Source organism: Burkholderia sp. YIM B11467, from assembly GCF_052952715.1.
Genome location: NZ_JBQVSQ010000001.1, coordinates 598843 through 615108, shown reverse-complemented (window position 1 = coordinate 615108; position 16266 = coordinate 598843). Strand labels below are relative to the sequence as shown.

Annotated in this window: 17 protein-coding genes; 10 read left to right on the top strand and 7 right to left on the bottom strand. The window is 67.1% G+C overall.

Translation table 11 applies throughout. The features are described 5' to 3' along the window. Positions 1 to 10 precede the first annotated feature (10 nt). The 4 genes from ACTRWB_RS02720 to ACTRWB_RS02705 form a co-directional block, all read right to left on the bottom strand. Entirely contained in the window at positions 11 to 904 is an 894-nt protein-coding gene (locus tag ACTRWB_RS02720; protein ID WP_446900843.1) for an amino acid kinase family protein, read from the bottom strand. 48 nt (positions 905 to 952) lie between these two features. Next, positions 953 to 1474, bottom strand: coding sequence for a PTS sugar transporter subunit IIA (locus ACTRWB_RS02715; protein ID WP_446900842.1), 522 nt, complete (start codon positions 1472 to 1474; stop codon positions 953 to 955). A 112-nt stretch (positions 1475 to 1586) separates the two neighbouring features. Next, positions 1587 to 1805: a hypothetical protein gene (locus ACTRWB_RS02710; RefSeq protein ID WP_446900841.1), complete on the bottom strand. Its 219-nt coding sequence runs from the start codon at positions 1803 to 1805 to the stop codon at positions 1587 to 1589. A gap of 58 nt (positions 1806 to 1863) precedes the next feature. Then, complete coding sequence (locus ACTRWB_RS02705; RefSeq protein WP_193101316.1) at positions 1864 to 2235, bottom strand: DUF6697 family protein; 372 nt, start codon at positions 2233 to 2235, stop codon at positions 1864 to 1866. An 84-nt stretch (positions 2236 to 2319) separates the two neighbouring features. Here ACTRWB_RS02705 and ACTRWB_RS02700 point away from each other — a divergent pair, with 84 nt between their 5' ends. Further along, a complete protein-coding gene (locus tag ACTRWB_RS02700) occupies positions 2320 to 2565 on the top strand; it encodes a hypothetical protein (protein WP_446900840.1) in 246 nt (81 codons plus the stop codon). A gap of 299 nt (positions 2566 to 2864) precedes the next feature. Here ACTRWB_RS02700 and groL read toward each other — a convergent pair whose 3' ends face one another. The 3 genes from groL to ACTRWB_RS02685 form a co-directional block, all read right to left on the bottom strand. After that, positions 2865 to 4505 carry a chaperonin GroEL gene (groL, locus tag ACTRWB_RS02695; protein ID WP_446900839.1) on the bottom strand — a complete coding sequence of 547 codons (1641 nt, stop codon included), beginning with the start codon at positions 4503 to 4505 and terminating at the stop codon, positions 2865 to 2867. Positions 4506 to 4517: 12 nt separating this feature from the next. Beyond that, entirely contained in the window at positions 4518 to 4808 is a 291-nt protein-coding gene (gene groES / locus ACTRWB_RS02690; protein ID WP_048248265.1) for a co-chaperone GroES, read from the bottom strand. A 153-nt stretch (positions 4809 to 4961) separates the two neighbouring features. Further along, positions 4962 to 5921, bottom strand: coding sequence for a LysR substrate-binding domain-containing protein (locus ACTRWB_RS02685; RefSeq protein ID WP_193101312.1), 960 nt, complete (start codon positions 5919 to 5921; stop codon positions 4962 to 4964). Between the two features lie 184 nt (positions 5922 to 6105). On the opposite strand from ACTRWB_RS02685, the gene ACTRWB_RS02680 reads away from it, so the two are divergent. The 9 genes from ACTRWB_RS02680 (at position 6106) to ACTRWB_RS02640 (ending at position 16260) form a co-directional block, all read left to right on the top strand. Continuing rightward, on the top strand, positions 6106 to 7227 hold the full coding sequence (locus ACTRWB_RS02680; protein ID WP_446901403.1) for a M20 aminoacylase family protein: 1122 nt from the start codon (positions 6106 to 6108) through the stop codon (positions 7225 to 7227). Positions 7228 to 7280: 53 nt separating this feature from the next. After that, positions 7281 to 8063 carry an ABC transporter substrate-binding protein gene (locus tag ACTRWB_RS02675; protein WP_129516541.1) on the top strand — a complete coding sequence of 261 codons (783 nt, stop codon included), beginning with the start codon at positions 7281 to 7283 and terminating at the stop codon, positions 8061 to 8063. Positions 8064 to 8111: 48 nt separating this feature from the next. Continuing rightward, entirely contained in the window at positions 8112 to 9296 is a 1185-nt protein-coding gene (locus ACTRWB_RS02670; protein ID WP_446900838.1) for a porin, read from the top strand. Between the two features lie 247 nt (positions 9297 to 9543). Then, entirely contained in the window at positions 9544 to 10437 is an 894-nt protein-coding gene (locus ACTRWB_RS02665) for a DMT family transporter (protein ID WP_446900837.1), read from the top strand. Positions 10438 to 10575: 138 nt separating this feature from the next. Continuing rightward, complete coding sequence (locus ACTRWB_RS02660; protein WP_446900836.1) at positions 10576 to 11295, top strand: SDR family oxidoreductase; 720 nt, start codon at positions 10576 to 10578, stop codon at positions 11293 to 11295. Between the two features lie 136 nt (positions 11296 to 11431). Next, a complete protein-coding gene (locus ACTRWB_RS02655) occupies positions 11432 to 13402 on the top strand; it encodes an arylsulfatase (RefSeq protein ID WP_446900835.1) in 1971 nt (656 codons plus the stop codon). Between the two features lie 16 nt (positions 13403 to 13418). Then, positions 13419 to 14468, top strand: a complete 1050-nt coding sequence (locus ACTRWB_RS02650; RefSeq protein ID WP_446900834.1) for a formylglycine-generating enzyme family protein — start codon at positions 13419 to 13421, stop codon at positions 14466 to 14468. After that, complete coding sequence (locus ACTRWB_RS02645) at positions 14465 to 15274, top strand: MetQ/NlpA family lipoprotein (RefSeq protein WP_446900833.1); 810 nt, start codon at positions 14465 to 14467, stop codon at positions 15272 to 15274. Before ACTRWB_RS02650 ends, ACTRWB_RS02645 begins: the two co-directional genes overlap by 4 nt. Beyond that, positions 15268 to 16260, top strand: a complete 993-nt coding sequence (locus tag ACTRWB_RS02640) for a YkgJ family cysteine cluster protein (RefSeq protein ID WP_446900832.1) — start codon at positions 15268 to 15270, stop codon at positions 16258 to 16260. The genes ACTRWB_RS02645 and ACTRWB_RS02640 overlap by 7 nt, the downstream gene beginning before the upstream one ends. The last annotated feature ends 6 nt before the right edge of the window (positions 16261 to 16266 follow it).

The following is a 16266-nucleotide window of genomic DNA, read 5'->3' as shown; positions in this document are numbered from 1 at the left end:
CGCTACCCGGTCAGAAACGCACGACCTGCTTCTGCTCGACCGTGAAGCCGTCGCGCAGCACGCACGCGGAATCGGCGAAGTAGCGGCGGGTTTCCGACAGCAGGTCGGTGTTGCCGCGACGGCAGAACACCACACCCGACCCTTCTTCCGTCAGCAGTTCGTCGATCAGCGATTCCGGTTGCCCGATATCGGCGAGATGGACGTTTTGCACGCCGTGCGCGAGTGCATCGAGCGCTTCCCGCACGCAGGGCGCCGCATCGGCGGCCGGATGCTCGGTGAGCCATTGCTCGAGTTCCGTGATGCCGTACAGCCCCGCGAGTTCGCCGAGTTCGCGCAGCAGTGCGCTGTCGACCATCATCACCAGCGTCACCGCGCCGGTGCGCTGTGCGAAGAGGCTGCCGAGCTGGTCCGGACGCAGCAGGCGATCCTCACCGGCGTCATCCGGCGCGACGGGCATCACCACGGGCACCAGCCCGTTCGCGAGAAACGCGTTCAACGCGGTGCCGTCGAATTGCGCGACCGGGTTCGTGTTCGTCCGGTCGGAATCAGCGCTGGCCACCAGCAGGCCGCCGTCGTGACCGTCGATGCCGATCGCCTTGACGCCGTGGCTGCCGATCAGGCGAACGAGTTCGTGGTTGACCTCGGCCATTGCGGCGCACGCGGCCTGGACGGACTGCGTGCCGGGCGCGGACGGTCTGCCCTGGACGACGACCGGACGAACGCCGGTGAGCGCGAGCAGCGCGACATCCTGCGCGAACGCCTGGCGAAAACGCGCATCGCGCGCGGCGCCGTCATCGACGATGACGACGGTCTGCCCGTGCAGGGCCTGCATGAACGGCAGCGAGCGAGCCAGTCCGGCCACGCGCCGTGATGAAAGGGTGGGACTTTCAGGGTCTGGGAACATGAGATGTCGAAAGAATGAAGGGAGTGCCTGTCGCCGCACGGTGCGGCGTCAGTGCGTGCGTTGCATGAGCCGGTGAATCTCGTCGGGCGTCAGCGCGTCGCGCGACGCCTGCCGGAACGCGCGATCGCTGAAACACCGCGCCGCGTCGGCGAGCAGTTCGAGGTGCGCGCGGTCGTCCTCTTTCGGCAGGACCAGCACGATGAATTCGCGCACGGGCTTGCGGTCCGGCGCGTTGAACGTGAACGGGTACAGTGCGCGAACGAACAGCGCGACGGCCGAGCCGAGTCCGTCGACCCGTGCATGCGGAATCGCGACGCCCTGGCCGAGGCCGGTCGAGCCGAGCTGTTCGCGTTTCGTCAGCTCGGTCCTGATCCGTTCCGCGGAAACCCCGCTGCTGCGCGCGATGTAGCGCGCGGCGAGGTCGAACAACTGGATCGCGCTCTCGACCGGCACGTCGAGCAGGATGTTGTCCGGCGGACACGAGTCGGCCAGCCGGGTCGCGAGCGGCATGCCGCCGCGCCGGTGGGGAAGGTCGGGTTGGCCGCCGACGGCGGCCTGCTGCGTTTGCATGCGGATCTCTCCGTGTCGGGATGACAGGGAAATCCTAGACAAAACCGCGTAAAGACGGTGTCAGATACGCGGGGGGCCGGCATTAAAATTGTGTATCGATCTGCGAACATCTTCAGGTGCCCGACAGCACGAATGGCAGCGTCGTCAGCAGAAAGATCGAGATGCCGACGACCGGCGCGCCGAACGCGATCGCCGCGAACGCCACCGCGGCGCTGGTCAGCACGAGGGTTCTCGACACCCGGCGGTGCCGGTCGTGTGCCGTCACCCTGTCTTCGCGGATGGCATCGGCCCGCGCGCCGATCACGTGTTTCCAGAACGTCAAGCCAAGCATGATTGCTCCTGTATGAAAGACGACCGAGACGGGGCGCGCGATGCGCCGTGCATGCGTATCAGCAACGCTTCAGCTTGAGCACGCGCGAGATCTGCCCGGACGTGAAGCTGCTGTTGCGCACGTAAGGCGCGCAGTCGAGCGGCGCCGTGAGCGATTCGCTGACGACGTACTGGCCGACAAAGCGGAACGCATCCGTTTCCATCTTGATGAACACCGGAATCGCGTCGCGTTGTGCGGCGAGCGTCCTGCCGGCCGCGCGTGCGGACGCGCTGCCGTCGCAGAGGATCACGTCGGGTGCGTGCGGGTTGAGGTCCGTGCGCAGGCAGGCGGCGACAACCTTGCCGTTCTTCGTCGGCAGGAACGCCTGTTTGCTGCCGCCGCATGCGGTGTGGATGAATTCGCGCGTGTATTGCTTGTCGATCTCGAACATGACCGGACTCCCGTATCGGAAATTTCCGTGAATGAATTCAGGTATACAAAGTAATTGGACCGGTTCGGCATGCCGGATTCGGGCATGCGATCGGTCATCGCCGGTAAGGCGGATCGATGGCGCGTCGTTGCACGGATGTGCCGCATGCAGTCGCTTGAGCGCACGATGCGCGATTACCGCATCGACGTCGTGTTCAAGCGTGCGCGGGAAAAACTACGGCGCGCACCGCCCGCCTGTCGGCAGGACGGTGGCTCGGGAAAAGGAGACGCAGGCGTCCTGCCTGTCAGGCAGAAAAGCAACTCGGAGGGCGAGGACTTCGGATGCGCATGATGCGTGCTCGGTGAGGGATAGCGAACACATTCTAGTGAACGCACGCGCGGCCGCAAGTAAAAAGGTCGTAAAGGTTGCGGCAGCGTTATCAACTTGTGAAACGACTGATGACACCGGATGAATCGATGCAACGATACGCCGCTGAAGCGTGTGCCCGACCGACGCGATTCGCTTGCATGCCAAGCCGGACGGACGGTTCGCATGGTCCAACGAAAAAACGCGTGACGACTGCCGTCGCCACGCGTTGCACGTTTCCACAAGGCCGCGCGCATACCGGCGAACCGGCGCGCGGCGCTGCGTCAGAAATCGAAACCCGGCCCACCCGCACCCGGCCCGCCCGGCCCCGCGACCGGCGCCGTATCCTTCGGCGCTTCGAACACGGTCGCATCGGTCGTCAGCAGCAGCCCGGCCACCGACGCCGCGTTCTGCAGCGCCGTGCGCGTGACCTTGGTCGGATCGAGCACGCCCGATTCGACGAGGTCACCGTACTCGCCGGTCTGCGCGTTGTACCCGAAGTTGCCCGAGCTTTCCGCGACCTTCGCGACGACGACACTCGCTTCCTCGCCCGCGTTCGTGACGATCTGGCGCAGCGGTTCCTCGAGCGCGCGCAGCACGATCTTGATGCCCGCGTCCTGGTCGGCGTTCACGCCCTTCAGTTCGCGGATCGCCTGCCGCACGCGGATCAGCGCGACACCGCCACCCGGCACGATGCCTTCCTCGACGGCCGCGCGCGTTGCGTGCAGCGCGTCGTCGACGCGATCCTTCTTTTCCTTCACCTCGATCTCGGTCGCACCGCCGACCTTGATCACCGCGACGCCGCCCGCGAGCTTCGCGACGCGTTCCTGCAGTTTTTCGCGATCGTAGTCGGACGTCGCTTCCTCGATCTGCACGCGGATCTGCTTCACGCGCGCTTCGATGTTCTTCGCATCGCCCGCGCCGTCGATCACGGTCGTGTTCTCCTTGCCAACCTCGATGCGCTTCGCCTGGCCGAGTTCGGCGAGCGTCGCCTTCTCGAGCGTCAGCCCCGTTTCCTCGGCGATGACCTGCCCGCCGGTGAGGATCGCGATGTCTTCGAGCAGCGCCTTGCGGCGATCGCCGAAGCCCGGCGCCTTGACGGCAACCGTCTTCAGGATCCCGCGGATGTTGTTCACGACGAGCGTCGCGAGCGCTTCGCCCTCGACATCCTCCGCGATGATCAGCAGCGGCCGGCCCGACTTCGCGACCTGTTCGAGCACCGGCAGCAGGTCGCGGATGTTCGAGATCTTCTTGTCGTGCAGCAGGATGTACGGGTTCTCGATTTCGGCGATCTGCTTGTCGGGATTGTTGATGAAGTACGGCGACAGGTAGCCGCGATCGAACTGCAGCCCCTCGACGACGTCGAGCTCGTCGGCGAGCGACTTGCCGTCCTCGACGGTGATCACGCCTTCCTTGCCGACGCGGTCGATCGCTTCGGCGATGCGCTGGCCGATCGACTCCTCGCCGTTCGCGGAGATCGTCGCGACCTGCGCGATTTCCTTGCTCGTGGTGGTCGGCTTGCTGATCTTCTTCAGTTCTTCGACGGCCGCCGCGACGGCCTTGTCGATGCCGCGCTTCAGGTCGAGCGGGTTGAGCCCGGCCGCGACGTATTTCTGGCCTTCGCGTACGATCGCCTGTGCGAGCACGGTGGCCGTGGTCGTACCGTCGCCGGCTGCGTCGCTGGTGCGCGACGCGACTTCCTTCACGAGCTGTGCGCCGATGTTCTGCAGCTTGTCCGCGAGTTCGATTTCCTTCGCGACCGACACGCCGTCCTTCGTGACGACCGGCGCGCCGAAGCTGCGTTCGAGCACGACGTTGCGGCCCTTCGGCCCGAGCGTAACCTTCACCGCGTTCGCGAGAATGTTCACGCCTTCGGTCAGCTTCGAACGTGCGACGTCGCTGAAAATGATTTCCTTGGCTGCCATGATTGCGCTCCGTTATTGATTGACGACCGCGACGATGTCTTCCTCGCGCAGCACGAGGAACTCATTGCCGTCCACCTTGACGGCCTGACCCGCGTACTTGCCGAACAGCACGCGCTCGCCGACCTGCAGGTCGAGCACGATGCGCTGGCCGTCCGCGTCCTTGCGGCCGGGGCCGACGGCGATCACTTCGCCCTGGTCGGGCTTCTCCGCGGCGCTGTCGGGGATCACGATGCCCGACGCGGTGGTGGTTTCCTGGTCGAGTCGTTTGACGATGACGCGGTCGTGCAAGGGGCGTAGGCTCATCTCTTCGTCCTGTCCTGTTCTGTCGAAATTGGCTGGCACTCTTCATCAGAGAGTGCTGACGAGTATAGAAACGAGCCGCGGCGCGATCCAATAACGGATTCGGAAATGCATTTGCGCGGATGCGCTATGGACGGGAGACGAGCGGGGCCGCCGTCAGATCAGCAGCGATACCGTCCTGAACAGCGCGAGATCTTCCTTGCGCGCCGATCGCGCATGGCGGCGGATCACGTGCAGCAGGCAATCGATGAAGCAGCGTGCCGCGTCGCTCAGCGTGCTGCTGCGACGTGTGACGATGCCGAGGTCGCGCGGCTCGAACGTCTCCTTCAACTGCAACGCACGCATCCGGTCGCCGAACGGCGGCACGGCGGCGAGAATCGTCGGGCACCACGTGCACATGTCGGCCTGCTCGAGCATCGTCTGCAGCATTGCGACCGATTGCGCGCGCACGATGCGCCGCTCGTCGATCTGCGCGCCGTGGCGCGTGAACAGGTAATCGACGAGTGCAGCCTGCCCGTCGGCCGCGAAATTCAGCACCCAGTCCCGGTCGAGCAGGTCGTGGATCGACCGCACGCGTTCGCACGGATGGCCGGCCCGCACCATGACCGAGGTGTCGTAGCGCAGCATCGGCTCGAACGCGAATTCCTGCGTGCCGCCCGGCTGGACATGGCCGAGCGCGAAGTCCATGCTGCCGTCGCGCAACAGCGGCTGGGCGACGGCCATCAGCGCTTCGTAGAGTTCGAGGCGTACGTCGGGCATCTGCTCGCGAAACCGCAGCACGGCTTCCGCGAGGAACGTCACCGTGAGCCACGGCGTCACGCCGATGCTCAGCCGGCCCTCGACGCGGCCGCGCATGCGTTCGAGGTCGCTTTGCGCATGTTCGAGCTGCTTCAGCACGAGTTTCGCGTGCGTGAGCAGCGTCTTGCCGTATTCGGTGAAGCCGATGCCTTCCGGCGCGCGCACGAGCAGCGGCAGCCGCTCGCTCGCTTCCAGCTCGCGCAGCGCGCGCGTGACGGCCGCCTGCGACAACCCGAGCAAGCGCGCCGCGCCGCGGATGCTCCCGGCCTCCGCGCTCGCGACGAGCGCCTGCAACTGATGCAGCTTCATCGTGCTCATGGTGCGATACCCGACAACGAAAGGTTGTCATCATAACGAAACCGCGGCTGTTCGCCGGGATTTTCGCTGCATACGATTCGGCCAGGCTCGGTCATCCGGGCGATCGACCAGCAGAACGTATCGAGGAGAATCGGGGTTGGACCACGAACACATTCCACCGGAAATGGCGGCCATCGAGGCGGAGATGATTGCGCTGCGCCACCGGCTGCACGCGCATCCCGAACTCGGCTTCGAGGAACACGCAACCAGCGAACTCGTGGCCGATTGCCTGACAACGTGGGGTTATCGGGTGACGCGCGGGCTCGGCGGCACGGGCGTGGTCGGCACACTGACGCGCGGCACCGGGAAACGGCTCGGGCTGCGCGCGGACATGGACGCGCTGCCGATTCGCGAGACCACCGGGCTGCCGCATGCGAGCCGGCGCGATGGCGTGATGCACGCGTGCGGCCACGATGGTCATACGGCGATGCTGCTGGCGGCGGCACGCTGCCTGACGGAACGCGCGCGCTTCGCGGGCACGCTGAACGTGATTTTCCAGCCGGCCGAAGAAGGGCTCGGCGGTGCGAAGCGAATGATCGACGACGGCCTGTTCGCGCAGTTCCCGTGCGATGCGGTGTTCGCGATGCATAACGTGCCGGGCCTGCCGGCCGGCGTGCTCGGTTTCTGCGACGGCCCGGCGATGGCGTCGGCCGACGAGGTGCGCGTGCGCGTGATCGGGCGCGGCGGGCATGGGGCCGCGCCGCATACGACGATCGATCCGGTGGTGGTGTGTGCGTCGATCGTGATGGCGTTGCAGACGGTGGTGTCGCGCAACGTGAATCCGCAGGAACTGGCGATCGTCTCGGCCGGCTCGATCCATGCGGGCACCGCATCGAACGTGATCCCGCAGCATGCGGAGCTCGAACTCAGCGTGCGCGCGTTGTCGCCGGACGTGCGCGCGCTGCTCGAACGGCGCATCCGCGCGATCGTGCACGGGCAGGCCGCGAGCTACGGCGCGACGGCCGAGATCGACTATCGATATGGCTATCCGGTGCTCGTCAATCATGCGGCGGAAACGGCCTTTGCGCGCGACGTAGCCCGCGAGTGGGGCGGCGACGCGGCGCTGATTCCGCATCTGCGGCCGATCGCGGCGAGCGAGGACTTCGCGTTCATGCTCGAGGTTTGCCCAGGCAGCTACCTGTCGATCGGCAACGGCGACGGCGCGGCCGGATGCGGGCTGCATCACCCGGGCTACGACTTCAACGATGCGTGCCTCTCGACCGGTGCGAGCTACTGGATCGCGCTCGCGGAGCGATACCTCGCATGAAGCGGTTGCACGATTTCAATTCACGAATCACGATTTACACAAGGAGACTGGCAATGAAACAGTGGATGGTGGCGCTCGCGGTGGCGCTGGCGGCAGGGACGGCGCATGCCGGCGACTGGACGGGCAAGGAGATCCGCCTCGCGGTCGATCCGACTTACCCGCCGCTCGAATACAAGCTGCCCGACGGCACGCTGACGGGCTTCGGGATCGACATCACGAACGCGTTGTGCGCGGAACTGCACGCGCGCTGCGTGTGGGTCGAGTCGAGCTTCGACGGGATGATTCCGGGGCTGCTCGCGCGCAAGTTCGACGTGATCGCGTCGTCGATGACGATCACGCCGAAGCGGATGCAGCAGATCGCGTTCACGAACCGGATCTCGAACGCGCCGGCGCGACTGGTCGTGCACAAGGGGTCGCCGCTGCTGCCGAGCGCCGAGTCGCTGAAGGGCAAGCGCGTGGGGGTCGAGCAGGGTTCCGCGCAGGCCGACTATGCGGTCGCGAACTGGCAGCCGGCCGGCGTGCAGGTCGTGTCGTACCAGAACCAGGATCAGGTGTACGCCGATCTCGTGACGGGGCGGCTCGATGCGGCGTTCCAGGCGTCGATCGCGGCCAGCGACGGGTTCCTGAAGAAACCGCAGGGCAAGGACTTCATGTTCGCGGGCGCGCCGATCGACGACGCGAAATACTTCGGGCAAGGCGACGGCCTCGGCTTGCGCAAGCAGGACAACGACCTGCGCGACGCGTTCAACCACGCGCTCGCGACGATTCTCGCGAACGGCACGTACCAGCGGATCAACCGCAAGTATTTCGACTTCGATATCTACGGCGGCAAGTAAGCGGCGGCGCACGCAACGTGCGCAGTCAGCCATAAATAAGGATTACGAATGAACTGGAGATCGATTCTCGTCGCGATTCCGGCGCTGTGCGCAGCGCCCGCGTTCGCACAGAGCAGTGTCACGCTTTACGGCCTTGTCGATGCCGGCATCGACTACACGAACAACGTCGGCGGCCATGGCGCGTGGCAGATGGCAAGCGGCTTCGCACAAGGCAGCCGCTGGGGGCTGAAGGGTACCGAGGACCTGGGCGGCGGTTACAGCGCGCTGTTCCAGATCGAGAGCGGCTTCAACGTGAACAACGGCACGCTCGCGCAGGGCGGCCGCATGTTCGGGCGTCAGGCCTACGTCGGGCTTGGCAGCACGCGCTTCGGCACGCTGACGCTCGGCCGGCAATACGATTCGGTCGTCGACTATCTCGCGCCGACGACCGCGAACGGGAGCTGGGGCGTTTATCCGTTCTCGCACCCGCTCGACAACGACAACACCGGCAACACGTTCCGCGTGAACAACACGGTAAAGTACGCGAGCCCGGATTTCTCCGGTTTCTCGTTTGGCGGCACCTACAGCTTCAGCAACGATACGGGTTTCGCGAACAACCGCGTATGGAGTGTCGGCGCGCAGTACGAGCAGGGCGGCCTGCTCGTCGGCGCGGCGTTCCTGAACGCGGACAACCCCGGCGCGACGTCGGGCGGTGCGATCGCCGGTTCGGGGTCGGTTGGCGCCGACGCGAATTTTGCGTCGGCACGGCTGCGGATCTTCGGGGCGGGCGTCAACTACACCGCAGGGCCCGCGACGGTCGGATTCGCGTACACGAACAGCAACGTCACGCGGCCGACCGCGAACGTCGGTTACCTGTTCGGCGACGAGACGATCGAGCCGGTGACGGGGCCGCTCGCGGGCGGCACGGTGACGGCGATCAAGTATCAGAACTTCGAAGTGAACGGCAAGTACCAGTTCACGCCGGCGTTGTTCGTCGGCGCGCAATACGTGTACACGACGGTGCGCTACGACGCGACGACGGGCGCCGCGAAGCCGAAGATCCATTCGCTCGGGTTGATGGCCGACTACAACCTGTCGAAACGCACGGACGTGTACCTGATGGGCGCGTATCAGCGGATAACCGGCGATGCGACCGGTTCGTCGCTCGATCAGGCGTATGTCCCTGGCGCGGCCGATCTGTCGTCGAACGGGAAGCAACTGATGGTGCATGCGGGGATCCGGCACCGGTTCTGACCGAACCTTGCCGGATGGGCGGCGGCCGGTCGCGCGCGGCCGGCTGACGCGGCGTATGATCACCGCACCACGCATACCCGAGGGCACGCCGTCATGAACAGGAAACTGCAGATCGTGATCGTCATCGGTATCGCGGTGACCGTGCTGAACGTCATCTATCACCTGATCCGCCGATGATGCGCCGGCCCGCCCGCTCCCCCGGCGCGCTCGGGCCGGACGCCCGTCCGGCGATGCAACGCGAGCGCGCATGACCGCGATCGACACCCCGATGGTCAGACAGCCACCCGGCTGGCTGCGCATCGCGCCCGCGCTGTTCCTGCTGCTGTGGGCCAGCGGTTTCGTGTTCCTGAAGCTCGGCCTGCGTTATGCCGATCCGCTCACGTTTCTCGCGCTGCGCTATGCGTGCGTCGTCGCATTGCTCGCTGGCCCGTTCCTGTGGCTGCGCCCCGCGTTGCCGCGCACGCGGCGCGAATGGCGCAACCTCGTTGTCGTCGGCCTGTTGCTGCAGGCCGGTTATTTCGCGTTTACGTACCTGAGCCTGAAGCTCGGCATGTCGGCCGGCGCGGTCGCGCTCGTCACGTCGCAGCAGCCGATTCTCGTCGGGCTGCTCGCACCGATGATCGCCGGCGAGCGCGTCGGCGTGCTGCGCTGGGTCGGGCTCGCGCTCGGCGCCGCGGGCGCGGTGCTGGTGATCCTCGCGCGCTCGTCGGTCGATGTCGCATCGCCGTGGGCGCTGGCGTTCGCGCTGCTCGCGCTCGCGTGCATCACCGGCGGCACGCTGTGGGAAAAGCGCTTCGGCACCGATGTGCATCCGGTCACAGCAAACCTCGTGCAATACACGGTCGGGCTGGCCGTCACCGCGCCGCTCGCGTTCGCGCTCGAACCGATGCACGTGCAATGGACCGCCGGCCTCGCCGGTTCGCTCGCGTACCTCGTGATCTGCAATTCGCTGATCGCGATCTCGCTGCTGCTCGCGATGGTGCAATACGGCGAAGCGTCGCGCGTGTCGGCGCTGTTCTTCCTGATTCCGCCTGCGACCGCGCTGATCGCACTGGTGGCGCTCGGCGAGACGATCGGTGCGCTCGCATGGCCCGGCATGGTGCTCGCGGCGGCCGGCTTGTTTCTGGTGATGCGTTATTGACGCGTGCACCGCATCCGGGCGTAGCGGTTGAACGAAGCGAGTGCCGCCGACCGTACGCGTTTTTCCGGCCCGGTTCACAATGGTCTGGAATGCGACTGCATCGCGACTTCTTCGCTTCCTTCCACAAAGGCACGAATCATGTCATCCCGTACCTGTCTCGTCACCGGCGCGTCGCGCGGCATCGGCTTCGCGGTCAGCACACTTCTGGCGCAGCGCGGCCATCGCGTCATCGGTCTCGCGCGACATGCGCAGGGCATCGATTTCCCCGGCGAATTGCTCGCGTGCGATCTCGCCGACATCGAGCAGGCGGCGGCAACCCTTGCGCGCATCGGCGAGCGGCACGACGTCGATGGCATCGTCAACAACGCGGGCATTGCGTTGCCGCAACCGCTCGGGCAGATCGATTTCCAGTCGCTGCAGGCCGTGTTCGATCTCAACGTGCGGGCCGCGATCCAGGTCACGCAGCACTTTGCCGATGCGATGAAGGTGCGCGGTCACGGGCGCATCGTCAACGTGTGCAGCCGCGCGATTTTCGGCAGCCTCGACCGCACGGCCTATTCAGCCGCGAAGAGCGCGCTGGTCGGCTGCACGCGCACGTGGGCGCTCGAACTGGCCGAACATGGCGTGACGGTCAACGCGGTTGCGCCGGGCCCGATCGAGACGGAACTGTTCCGCCAGACTCGCCCCGTCGGCAGCGAGGCCGAACGCAAGGTGCTCGCGACGATTCCCGCGCGCCGGCTCGGCACGCCCGACGACGTGGCGGCCGCGATCGGGTTTTTCCTGTCGGATGAAGCCGGTTTCGTCACGGGGCAGGTGCTGGCCGTGGACGGCGGCGGCAGCCTAGGCGGGCGGAGTTGATGCAAGGCGATGCGGGCTGCCGGCTCCGGCCTGCACCGCATATTCCCGCACCCCGTTAGCATGTGACGAATCCGACTTTGGGCGCCGCGCGCGCGACGCTAAGATCGCCGATCCCGTAGATCGAGCGCTCACAACAATGAAAAAGTCCGCTTCGCCGTTGCATGCTTTCCGTTTCCGTGTGGTCTGCGCCGCGATCGCCGGCACGCTGTCGCTGGCGTCGTGCGGCGGCGTCGACAGCGATGCGCCGTCGCAGTCCGCCGCGACCCCGCCGCAAGCCGACCCGACGCCGGCCGCCAAGCGCCCGAACATCCTGTACATCATGGCCGACGATCTCGGCTATTCCGACATCCATGCATTCGGCGGCGAGATCAACACGCCGAACCTCGATGCGCTCGTCGCATCGGGCCGCATCCTGTCGAATCACCACACCGGCACCGTCTGCGCGATCACGCGTGCGATGCTGGTGTCCGGCACCGATCACCATCTCGTCGGCGAAGGCACGATGGGCGTGCCGACCGACGAGCGGCGCGGGCTGCCCGGCTACGAGGGTTACCTGAATGATCGCGCGCTGTCGTTCGCGCAACTGCTGAAGGACGCCGGTTATCACACGTATATCGCGGGCAAGTGGCACATCGGCTCGGGGATCGTCGGCAGCGCGACCGGCAGCGGGCAGACGCCCGACCAGTGGGGTTTCGAGCGCAGCTACGTGTTGCTCGGCGGCGCGGCGACGAACCACTTCGCGCACGAGCCGGCCGGCTCGTCGAACTACACGGAAGACGGCCGCTACGTGCAGCCGGGCCAGCCCGGGCAACCGGGCGGCACCGGCGGCAGCCCGGCCGTGTTCTATTCGACCGATTTCTATACGCAGAAGCTGATCTCGTACATCGATTCGAACCAGCGCGACGGCAAGCCGTTCTTCGCGTACGCGGCCTACACGTCGCCGCACTGGCCGCTGCAGGTGCCCGACCCGTGGCTGCACAAGTACGCGGGCGTGTACGACGCCGGCTACGACGCGATCCGCAACGCGCGGATCGCGCGGCAGAAAGCGCTCGGCCTGATTCCCGCCGATTTCAAGCCGTTCGACGGCCTGCCCGAAACGACGGCGGCGTCGCCCGCGACGGCGAACAACGGCACCGCGAGCGCGAAATACATCAGCGCGGTGCATTCGGCCGCGGACGGCTACGGCGACTACGGCCCGGGCAAGGTCGACAAGCTGTGGTCGAGCCTGTCGCCGGCCGAGCGCAAGGCGCAGGCGCGCTACATGGAGATCTACGCGGGGATGGTCGAGAACCTCGACTACAACATCGGTCTGCTGATCCAGCACCTGAAGGACATCGGCCAGTACGACAACACGTTCATCATGTTCCAGTCGGACAACGGCGCGGAAGGCTGGCCGATCGACGGCGGCGCCGACCCGACCGCGACCGACACCGCGAACGGGCAGGAGCCGATCTATTCGACGCTCGGCACCGACAACGGCAAGCAGAACGCGCAGCGCCTGCAGTACGGGCTGCGCTGGGCCGAAGTGAGCGCGTCGCCGTTCCGGCTCACGAAGGGTTATTCGGCCGAAGGCGGCGTATCGACGCCGACGATCGTGCGCCTGCCGGGCCAGTCGCAGTCCTTGCCGACGCTGCGCGCGTTCACGCATGTGACCGACAACACGGCGACGTTCCTCGCGGTCGCGGGCGTCACACCGCCGTCGCAGCCGGCGCCGCCGCTCGTCAACACGCTGACGGGTGTCGACCAGAACAAGGGCAAGGTGATCTACAACAACCGCTACGTGTATCCGGTCACGGGCCAGTCGCTGCTGCCGGTGCTCACCGGATCGGCGACGGGCGAGGTGCATACGGTGCCGTTCGGCGACGAAGCGTACGGCCGCGCGTACCTGCGCAGCGGCGACGGCCGCTGGAAGGCGCTGTGGACGGAGCCGCCGCTCGGGCCGCCCGACGGCCACTGGCAGCTTTACGACCTCGCGTCGGATCGCGGCGAGACGACCGACGTGTCGGCGCAGAACCCGTCGGTGATCCAGACGCTCGTCGCCCAGTGGAAGACCTACATGAGCAACGTCGGCGGCGTCGAGCCGCTGCGTCCGCGCGGCTATTACTGAGCGAGAGGGCGACACGATGCGGTTCCGGTTCTGGACGATCGGCGCGGTGCTCGCCGCCACGCTGTTCGCCACTGCGTTCGCGGTGGGTTATGCGAATCCTGCCGCGCCGGCAGGTGGCGCGTTCGACGACGCGAATCGCGGCCGCGCGCTCGCGCCGCTCGGTTCGGAGCGGCAATGCGAGCGTTATTTGGGGCTGCCGGCGAAGTGGCGCGACGATCCGAAGGCCGGGATGGTGCACCTGCGCGGCGGCGCGTTCGTGTTCGGCAGCACGCGCGGTTATGCGGACGAGCGCCCGGTGGGCGACGGCCGCACGCATGTCGGTAGCTTCTGGATCGACCAGACCGACGTGACGATCGCGCAGTTCGCCGCATTCGTGCAGGCGACCGGCTACGTGACCGAGGCCGAGCAGCAGGGCGGCGCGGCGGTGTTCCATGTGCCGACGCGCGACGAGATGAATGCACGCGACCTCGCGTGGTGGTCGTGGGTGAAGGGCGCATCGTGGCGGCATCCGCGCGGGCCCGGCAGCGGCGTCGACGGGCTCGGCAACCTGCCCGTCACGCTCGTCACGCAGCGCGATGCGTTCGCGTATGCGCGCTGGCTCGGCCGCGACCTGCCGACCGAAGCCGAATGGGAGTACGCGGGCAAGGCCGGCCGTGACGATGCATCGCTCGACGCGGCGCCGCGCGACGCGCAGGGCAAGCCGGCCGCGAACTACTGGCAGGGCGTGTTTCCGGTGCTCGATACGGCCGAGGACGGTCACGCGGGGCTCGCGCCCGTCGGCTGCTACGCGGCGAACGGGTTCCGGCTCTACGACATGATCGGCAACGCCTGGGAATGGACGAAGGACGCGTACACGGGCCCGCACCAGTCGCACACGAACGGCGACACGGCGGCCGTCGCGCCGCCGACGCGCCGGCACGATACGCCGATGGTCATCAAGGGCGGCTCGTTCCTGTGCTCGCGCGACTACTGCGTGCGTTATCGCGCATCGTCGCGCGAACAGCAGGAAGCCGATCTCGGTGCTTCGCACATCGGCTTTCGCACGATCCTGAGGGATGCATCATGACGCGCGGCATGCGATTCGTTTCCGTGTGGCTGCTGGCCGCGTGCGGTGTCGTGCATCAGGGCTCGGCCGTTGCCGCGGAAGCCGCCGCGCCGGCCGTGCGCGTCGGCGTGACGCGCGGCGTGCATGCGCAGATCCTGGACGAAGTGAAGCGGGTCGCCGCGTCGCGCGGATTCGGCGTCGATGTCGTCGAATTCGACGATGCGTCGCGCATCGACGCGGCACTCGCCGACGGCCGGATCGACGCGGCCAGCTTCGAGGATGCGCAGCAGCTTGCCGCGACGCGCGCGCAGAAGCGCTACGCACTGGCGGAGGTCGCACCGACCGTCACGCTGCCGATGGCGCTTTATTCGCGCAAGCTGAAGAACCTGAACGAACTGCAGCCCGGCGCGACGGTCGCGATTCCGGCCGACCCGCGCGGGATGGCGCGTGCGCTCGTGCTGCTGCAGAACGATACGCTGGTGACGCTGCGCGAGCAGGCCGGCCTGCATGCGACGCTGCGCGACGTGACCGGCAACCGGCTCGGGCTGAAGCTCGTCGCGCTGCGCCGCGATCGTCTTTACGCCGCGCTCGACACGGCCGCGTTCGTCGCGATCGACAGCGACGAAGCCGCGCGCGTCGGGCTGCAGCCCGCACGTGACAGCATCAGCATCGAGGACGCGCGCTCGCCGTATGCGAACGTGCTGACGGTGCGCGATGCCGATCGCGCGAAACCGTGGGTGACGCAACTCGTCGCCGCGTATCACTCGGACGACGTCGCGCGCTTCATCCTCACGCGCTACCAGGACTCGGTGCGGCGGCCGTGGTAGACACGTACCGGCTCGCGTGCAACGCATGCGGACGCTGCTGCAACAGCGCGCCGACGCTGTCATTGCGCGAACTGCTCCGGCATCGGCACCGCTTCGTTGGCGCGCTGACGATCCGTCGCGTGCCTAAGCACCGGATCGGCGAGCGCTGGCGTGCGGGCGGGCGAGAGCATGCACTCGATGCGGACGACGTCGCGGCTGCCGATGCGCTGGCGGACCGCTTGTTCCATCGTTTCGGCGGCGCGGGCGGCGAATGGATCGCGCTGACGCTGCAGGGCTACGACTATCCGTCGCTCGGCCGTTGCGCGGCGCTGGCCGACGACGGCCGCTGCAGCGTGCATGCGGACAAACCGTCGATCTGCGGCGCGGTGCCGCTCGATCCGCTGCTGCCGGACCGCCTGCAGGCTCGCGTGCTCGCCGCGCGGCGCGATGAAACGGCATGGCTTGGCGCGAACTGCATCGTCGAATCGAAGGGCAAGGATGCACCGTCTTCCGGCGAGCCGGCATTCGCCATTCCACTGGTGACGGCCGGGCAAGTCGCCGATCGCGCGGCGCTCGACACGCATCGCGATGCGCTCGTGTTCGAGCGTGCGGTGTGGCGTGACGCGGTATTCGCATCGCTGACCGAGGGCGGGCAGGATCTGCGGCATGCGCTGTTGCGGCTGGCACCGGGCGGCTACCTGACCGTGTCGATCGTGCCCGTCCTGCTGGCCGTCGCGCCGGTTTCCGCACATTGCCGCGCGTTGTGCATCGACTTCATCGACGCACAACGCGTGTTGATCGGTGCGAGCATCGAAGCGGCGCTCGCACGCCGCCGCGTCGACGACCGGCCCGCGACGCGCGAGTTGCGCGGCTTCGCGCAGGCGCTGGAACGTGCGCGGCATGCGCTGGCGGCGATGCCGGCGCCCGCACCCGGAACGCGTGAAGACGCGCCGCGCATCGACGCGTGGCTCGACGATCGGCTCGACGCCGATACGCTCGCCGCGTGACGACCG

Excerpts from the sequence above, each read along its gene's own strand:
- ACTRWB_RS02645 (WP_446900833.1), top strand. The coding sequence starts at position 14,465 with ATGACGCGCGGCATGCGATTCGTTTCCGTGTGGCTGCTGGCCGCGTGC.
- ACTRWB_RS02700 (WP_446900840.1), top strand. The coding sequence starts at position 2,320 with ATGCGATCGGTCATCGCCGGTAAGGCGGATCGATGGCGCGTCGTTGCA.
- ACTRWB_RS02720 (WP_446900843.1), bottom strand. The coding sequence starts at position 904 with ATGTTCCCAGACCCTGAAAGTCCCACCCTTTCATCACGGCGCGTGGCC.
- ACTRWB_RS02715 (WP_446900842.1), bottom strand. The coding sequence starts at position 1,474 with ATGCAAACGCAGCAGGCCGCCGTCGGCGGCCAACCCGACCTTCCCCAC.
- ACTRWB_RS02705 (WP_193101316.1), bottom strand. The coding sequence starts at position 2,235 with ATGTTCGAGATCGACAAGCAATACACGCGCGAATTCATCCACACCGCA.
- ACTRWB_RS02685 (WP_193101312.1), bottom strand. The coding sequence starts at position 5,921 with ATGAGCACGATGAAGCTGCATCAGTTGCAGGCGCTCGTCGCGAGCGCG.
- ACTRWB_RS02680 (WP_446901403.1), top strand. The coding sequence starts at position 6,106 with ATGATTGCGCTGCGCCACCGGCTGCACGCGCATCCCGAACTCGGCTTC.
- ACTRWB_RS02675 (WP_129516541.1), top strand. The coding sequence starts at position 7,281 with ATGAAACAGTGGATGGTGGCGCTCGCGGTGGCGCTGGCGGCAGGGACG.
- ACTRWB_RS02650 (WP_446900834.1), top strand. The coding sequence starts at position 13,419 with ATGCGGTTCCGGTTCTGGACGATCGGCGCGGTGCTCGCCGCCACGCTG.
- ACTRWB_RS02670 (WP_446900838.1), top strand. The coding sequence starts at position 8,112 with ATGAACTGGAGATCGATTCTCGTCGCGATTCCGGCGCTGTGCGCAGCG.
- ACTRWB_RS02710 (WP_446900841.1), bottom strand. The coding sequence starts at position 1,805 with ATGCTTGGCTTGACGTTCTGGAAACACGTGATCGGCGCGCGGGCCGAT.
- ACTRWB_RS02660 (WP_446900836.1), top strand. The coding sequence starts at position 10,576 with ATGTCATCCCGTACCTGTCTCGTCACCGGCGCGTCGCGCGGCATCGGC.
- ACTRWB_RS02655 (WP_446900835.1), top strand. The coding sequence starts at position 11,432 with ATGAAAAAGTCCGCTTCGCCGTTGCATGCTTTCCGTTTCCGTGTGGTC.
- groL (WP_446900839.1), bottom strand. The coding sequence starts at position 4,505 with ATGGCAGCCAAGGAAATCATTTTCAGCGACGTCGCACGTTCGAAGCTG.
- ACTRWB_RS02665 (WP_446900837.1), top strand. The coding sequence starts at position 9,544 with ATGACCGCGATCGACACCCCGATGGTCAGACAGCCACCCGGCTGGCTG.
- groES (WP_048248265.1), bottom strand. The coding sequence starts at position 4,808 with ATGAGCCTACGCCCCTTGCACGACCGCGTCATCGTCAAACGACTCGAC.